Annotated in this window: 9 protein-coding genes; 8 read left to right on the top strand and 1 reads right to left on the bottom strand. The window is 64.3% G+C overall.

From position 1 onward, the window contains the following. Positions 1 to 64: 64 nt before the first annotated feature. Entirely contained in the window at positions 65 to 340 is a 276-nt protein-coding gene (locus tag ACN0X6_RS24870; RefSeq protein WP_014821915.1) for a polyhydroxyalkanoic acid system family protein, read from the bottom strand. Between the two features lie 235 nt (positions 341 to 575). Between ACN0X6_RS24870 and ubiE the strand changes: the two genes are divergently transcribed. The 8 genes from ubiE to tatC form a co-directional block, all read left to right on the top strand. Then, positions 576 to 1,346 carry a bifunctional demethylmenaquinone methyltransferase/2-methoxy-6-polyprenyl-1,4-benzoquinol methylase UbiE gene (gene ubiE / locus ACN0X6_RS24865; RefSeq protein WP_014821916.1) on the top strand — a complete coding sequence of 257 codons (771 nt, stop codon included), beginning with the start codon at positions 576 to 578 and terminating at the stop codon, positions 1,344 to 1,346. Then, the gene (locus ACN0X6_RS24860) at positions 1,346 to 1,969 is read left to right on the top strand and encodes a ubiquinone biosynthesis accessory factor UbiJ (RefSeq protein ID WP_228207680.1); all 624 of its coding nucleotides are present in this window, start codon (positions 1,346 to 1,348) and stop codon (positions 1,967 to 1,969) included. The genes ubiE and ACN0X6_RS24860 overlap by 1 nt, the downstream gene beginning before the upstream one ends. Beyond that, entirely contained in the window at positions 1,966 to 3,576 is a 1,611-nt protein-coding gene (ubiB, locus tag ACN0X6_RS24855; RefSeq protein ID WP_044315788.1) for a ubiquinone biosynthesis regulatory protein kinase UbiB, read from the top strand. The genes ACN0X6_RS24860 and ubiB overlap by 4 nt, the downstream gene beginning before the upstream one ends. 49 nt (positions 3,577 to 3,625) lie before the next feature. Then, positions 3,626 to 4,021: a phosphoribosyl-AMP cyclohydrolase gene (gene hisI, locus ACN0X6_RS24850; RefSeq protein WP_023447081.1), complete on the top strand. Its 396-nt coding sequence runs from the start codon at positions 3,626 to 3,628 to the stop codon at positions 4,019 to 4,021. Next, complete coding sequence (locus ACN0X6_RS24845) at positions 4,014 to 4,346, top strand: phosphoribosyl-ATP diphosphatase (protein ID WP_011911574.1); 333 nt, start codon at positions 4,014 to 4,016, stop codon at positions 4,344 to 4,346. The genes hisI and ACN0X6_RS24845 overlap by 8 nt, the downstream gene beginning before the upstream one ends. Positions 4,347 to 4,366: 20 nt before the next feature. Further along, positions 4,367 to 4,600: a twin-arginine translocase TatA/TatE family subunit gene (tatA, locus tag ACN0X6_RS24840; RefSeq protein WP_014821919.1), complete on the top strand. Its 234-nt coding sequence runs from the start codon at positions 4,367 to 4,369 to the stop codon at positions 4,598 to 4,600. A gap of 71 nt (positions 4,601 to 4,671) precedes the next feature. Continuing rightward, positions 4,672 to 5,094 carry a Sec-independent protein translocase protein TatB gene (gene tatB, locus ACN0X6_RS24835; protein ID WP_191121565.1) on the top strand — a complete coding sequence of 141 codons (423 nt, stop codon included), beginning with the start codon at positions 4,672 to 4,674 and terminating at the stop codon, positions 5,092 to 5,094. Continuing rightward, positions 5,091 to 5,679 (top strand): twin-arginine translocase subunit TatC (tatC, locus tag ACN0X6_RS24830; protein WP_417708006.1); only part of this gene is annotated, 589 nt, incomplete at its 3' end. The genes tatB and tatC, both read left to right, overlap by 4 nt.

Here is a 5,679-nt window from a genome sequence, read left to right as displayed (position 1 = left end):
TAAAAAGCGACATCCACCCTACGCCCGGCACCTTATCGAGGCGCCCGCCAGGCTGACCGCCAGCTTAGGCCAGCGCCTTGTCCAGCGCCCGCTCGATCTGACCCTGAATGCTGCTGCCCATGGCCGAGAGCAGCAGGCCGAGGTTGAGCAGGACCTTCACGCTGTCCTCGTAGACTTCGATACGCCCATCCGCGCCGCTGCGCTTGACCGCCAGCACATCGCCCTGCCACTGACAGCTCACACCGAACTCGCGAGCCAGGCGTGCGGCCAGTTCATCGGCCTTCTCGCGTGCGGCCTCGCGGCCAAGATTGTGGGTACGTTCGACGATGATCTGGGCCATGAGGACTCCTGGCTGCGCCCGAAAAGGCGCGCACTATAGCAAAGCGGCGCCGTCGATCGCCTGGCCGCCCCGCCTGCTCATGCCAGTGAACCCTCTGTCCCCCAGGCCTGTCCCCGCCAGCGCCATCCTGCGACATGTCGCCGCTAGCCCTTTTGCCCGCGACCGCCAGCTCGACGCTTATCAGCCGCCTATTTAGGTTTAGAATGCCGGGCACATTCTTTCCGGCGAAAGTGACATGACCGACCCTCGCAAAGCGCATGACGCAGAACCGACCACCCATTTCGGCTACAAGAACGTGCCGGAAAGCCAGAAGGCGCAGAAGGTGGCCGAGGTGTTCCACTCCGTGGCCGCCAAGTACGACCTGATGAACGACCTGATGTCCGGTGGCGTGCATCGCCTGTGGAAGCGCTTCACCATCGAGCTGTCCGGCGCCCGCCACGGCAATCGCATCCTGGACATCGCCGGCGGCACCGGTGACCTGACCCGCCAGTTCTCGCGCATCGTCGGCCCCACCGGCGAGGTGGTACTGGCCGACATCAATGCTTCGATGCTCAAGGTCGGCCGCGACAAGCTGCTGGACAAGGGCGTGGCCGGCAACGTCAGGTTCGTTCAGGCCGATGCCGAGAAGCTGCCCTTCCCGGACAATCACTTCGACGTGGTCACCATCGCCTTCGGCCTGCGCAACGTGACGCACAAGGAAGACGCAATCGCGTCGATGCTGCGCGTGCTCAAGCCGGGCGGCCGCCTGCTGGTACTGGAATTCTCCAAGCCGACCAACCAGCTGTTTTCCAAGGCCTACGACGCCTACTCGTTCAGCCTGCTGCCGATGATGGGCAAGCTGATCACCAACGACGCCGAGAGCTATCGCTACCTGGCCGAGTCGATCCGCATGCACCCGGATCAGGAAACGCTCAAAGGCATGATGGAGACCGCCGGTTTCGAGCGCGTCAGCTATCACAACATGACCGGCGGCATCGTCGCCCTGCACCGCGGCATCAAACCCTGATGTTGCGCGCTGCCCTGCTGGCCGGTGCCGAGCGTGGCATCAATCGCGTCCTGCGCCTGGACCCCACGGCATTGCCGCGACTGGCACGCCTGAGCGGCCGGATCATCGAAATCGACTGCACGGCGCCGGCCTGGCGGCTGTTCATCCTTGCCGACGACGAAGGCCTGCGCCTAGCCAGCAACTGGGGCGCGGATGCCGATTGCCGCCTGCGCGCGCCTGCGAGCAGCCTCTTGCGCCTGGCCGTCAGCCGCAACAAGACCGCCGTGCTGCATGGCCCCGAGGTCGAGATCGACGGCGACAGTGGGCTGCTGATGAACCTCGCTGAGGTGCTGCAGGATCTGGAGCTGGACTGGGAATACGAAATTTCCCGCTGGCTCGGCCCGGTCGGCGCACAGCTGCTCGGCTCCAGCCTACGCGGCCCAGTGGACTGGGTGCGCGACAGCGCCGACTCGCTGCGTCAGGACCTTGCCGACTACCTCAGCGAGGAATCGCGGATGCTGGTCGGCCAGGCCGAAGCCCAGGCGCGTTTCGACGAGCTGGATGACATGAAACTTGCCCTCGACCGACTCGAAGCCCGCATCGAGCGCCTCGCCCTCAACCTGAATCCAGATCGCCCCGAATGAAGCTGTTCGCCGCCGCACGCCGCCTGTTTCGCATCCTGCTGGTGGTGATCCGCTACCGCCTCGATGACATCATCCTCGACCTGCCGATGCCCTGGTGGTTGCGTGCCACCAGCTACCTGCTGCCCTGGCGCTGGATTCCGCGACGCCACAGCGAGCTGTCGCGCGGCGCACGCCTGCGCCTGGCACTGGAGGGCCTGGGGCCGATCTTCATCAAGTTCGGGCAGATCCTCTCCACCCGCCGCGATCTGCTGCCGCCGGATATCGCCGAAGAGCTGGCGATGCTGCAGGACCGCGTGCCGCCCTTCGATTCAGCCGTCGCCACGGCACTCATCGAGCGCCAGCTGGGCGCTCCGGTAGGGGAAATCTTCGCCCGTTTCGACAGCAAACCGCTGGCCTCCGCGTCGGTGGCGCAGGTGCACGCGGCCAAGCTGCGTTCCGGCGAGGAAGTGGTGGTCAAGGTGGTGCGCCCGAACCTCCGGCCAATCATCAGCCAGGATCTGGCCTGGCTGTTCATGCTGGCCAACAGCGCCGAACGCATTTCCATCGACGCGCGCCGCCTGCACCTGGTGGAAGTGGTCGACGACTACGCCAAGACCATATACGACGAGCTCGACCTGCTGCGCGAAGCGGCCAACGCCAGCCAGCTCAAGCGCAACTTCGAGGGCTCGGCGCTGCTTTACGTGCCGCAGGTGTACTGGGACTACTGCCGCCCGCAGGTGCTGGTGATGGAACGCATCTACGGCGTACCGGTGACCGACATGGCTGGGCTGGCACGACAGAACACCGACATGCGCCAGCTGGCCGAGCGCGGGGTGGAGATTTTCTTCACCCAGGTGTTCCGCGACAGCTTCTTCCACGCCGACATGCACCCCGGCAACATCTTCGTCAGCACCCACCAGCCCTGGAGCCCGCAGTACATCGCGGTGGACTTCGGCATCGTCGGCAGCCTGACGCCCGAGGACCAGGATTATCTGGCGCGCAACCTGATGGCCTTCTTCAAGCGCGACTACCGCAAGGTCGCGCAGCTGCACATCGATTCGGGCTGGGTGCCGGCGGAAACCAAGGTCAACGAATTCGAGGCCGCGATCCGCACCGTCTGCGAGCCGATCTTCGAGAAGCCGCTGAAGGACATCTCCTTCGGCCAGCTGCTGGTGCGCCTGTTCCAGGTGGCGCGGCGCTTCAACATGGAAGTGCAGCCACAGCTGGTATTGCTGCAGAAGACCCTGCTCAACATCGAAGGGCTCGGCCGTGAGCTGTACCCGGATCTCGACCTCTGGAGCACCGGCCAGCCGTACCTCGAGCGCTGGATGCGCGAGCGCATGAGCCCCAAGCAGCTGATCAAGAACGTGCACGCGCAGATTGAACAACTGCCGCACCTGGCCAACATGACCCGCGAGCTGCTCGAGCGCATGGCGCACCCGCACGCGAACAACCCACCGCCGCCCTGGCGCGAGCGCCACCACGGCTGGCCGCTGCGTCTGATCGGCGCCGTACTGCTCGGCAGCGGCGCGACTCTGGCGGCCAGCGCCGACAGCCTGACCGCCGTAACCGCCTGGCCGGCGTGGGTGATGCTGGTAGCCGGCATCTTCATCGTGGTGCGCCGATAGCCATCCCTGATGCAGGCTGGCACACTTGGCCCATTGAGCGGAGAATCCGATGAACTGGCTGGACGAAATCAACTGGAACGCCGACGGTCTGGTGCCGGCGATCGCCCAGGACCACAAGACCGGCCGCGTGCTGATGATGGCCTGGATGAATCGCGAAGCCCTGGCGTTGACCGCGCAGGAAAACCGCGCCATCTACTGGTCGCGTTCGCGTAACCGGCTGTGGCGCAAAGGCGAGGAGTCCGGGCATGTGCAGCAGCTGCACGAGCTGCGCCTGGACTGTGACGCCGACGTGATCATCCTGATGGTCGAGCAGATCGGCGGCATCGCCTGTCACACCGGTCGGGAAAGCTGCTTCTACCGCGTTTTCGAAAACGGCGCCTGGAAGGTCGTCGAGCCGGTCCTCAAGGACCCGCACGCCATCTATGCGGAGCACAAGCATGAGTGACACCCTGACCCGTCTGGCCGAGGTGCTGGAAGCCCGCAAAGGCGCGGCGCCGGACAGCTCCTACGTTGCCAGCCTGTACCACAAGGGCCTGAACAAGATTCTCGAGAAGGTCGGCGAGGAATCGGTGGAAACCATTCTCGCCGCCAAGGACGCCGCCGTCAGTGGCGACTCCAGCGACCTGATCTACGAAACCGCTGACCTCTGGTTCCACAGCCTGGTCATGCTCGCCGCGCTCGGCCAGCACCCGCAGGCCGTGCTGGATGAACTGGACCGGCGCTTCGGTCTCTCCGGACACGCGGAAAAAGCCGCGCGTCCGCAAACCTGATTCACATCGGAGATATCACCATGGGTTTTGGCGGCATCAGCATCTGGCAACTCCTGATCATTCTGCTCATCGTCATCATGTTGTTCGGCACCAAGCGCCTCAAGGGCCTGGGCTCCGACCTCGGTGATGCGATCAAGGGCTTCCGCAAATCCATGGGCACCGACGAGGAAAAGCCCGGCGTCGAAGACAAGCAGAACCAGACCATTGACGCGCAGGCGCGCAAGGTCGAAGAACCGACCAAGAAAGACCAGTGATAACGTTCCATGCGGTCGAGCGGCGACCTTCGCTGCCCGGCCGCTCTCCCTATTGATGTGAGCACGTCCTGATGTTCGATATCGGTTTCACCGAACTGCTACTGGTCGGCCTGGTGGCATTGATGGTGCTCGGTCCGGAACGCCTGCCCGGTGCAGTTCGCACCACGGGACTGTGGGTTGGCCGACTGAAACGCAGCTTCAGCAACATCAAGGCCGAGGTGGAGCGCGAGATCGGTGCCGACGAGATCCGTCGGCAGCTGCATAACGAGCGCATCCTCGACCTGGAGCGGGAAATGAAGCAAAGCATCATGCCGCCGACTTCGACCACCAGCTCGGGCACCGCCACGCCATCGCCGACCGAAAACACGGCGAGCGAAACTGCGGACAGTACCGGCGCCGCCGTTACGCCCAGCCCCAGCCCGGAAGTGCCGCCAGCTGCACCTGTTGCTGAACCCGCACCTACCCCTCGCCCCGACAGATCGCCAGAACCATGAGCCAGTCTTCCATCGATGATCAGGAAATGCCCCTGATCGCTCATCTGACCGAACTGCGCAAGCGCCTGCTGCGCTGCGTCGTGGCCATCGGCCTGTTGTTCGGCGGGCTGTTCTACTTCTCCCAGCAGATCTACGCACTAGTCGCCGCACCGCTGCGCGCCTATCTGCCGGAAGGCGCGACGATGATCGCCACCGGCGTCGCCTCGCCCTTCCTGACACCGTTCAAGCTGACCTTGATGGTCGCGCTGTTCCTGTCGATGCCGATCATCCTGTACCAGATATGGGGCTTCATCGCCCCAGGCCTGTACAAGCACGAAAAGCGCATCGCCGTGCCGCTGCTGGTGTCGAGCATTTTCCTGTTCTACGCCGGCATGGCCTTCGCCTATTTCGTCGTGTTCCCGATCATGTTCGGCTTCTTCGCCAGCGTGACGCCGGAAGGCGTGGCGATGATGACGGACATCGGCCAGTACCTGGACTTCGTGCTCACGCTGTTCTTCGCCTTCGGCGTGGCATTCGAGATTCCGGTAGCGACCTTCCTGCTGATCTGGGTGGGCATCGTCGATGTCGCCACCCTACGCAAGAGCC

Origin of the sequence: Pseudomonas sp., from assembly GCF_048269965.1 — a bacterium.
Taxonomy (GTDB): domain Bacteria; phylum Pseudomonadota; class Gammaproteobacteria; order Pseudomonadales; family Pseudomonadaceae; genus Aquipseudomonas.
Note: the sequence above shows the minus strand (reverse complement) of the source record. Positions and strands in the feature narration are given on the sequence as shown.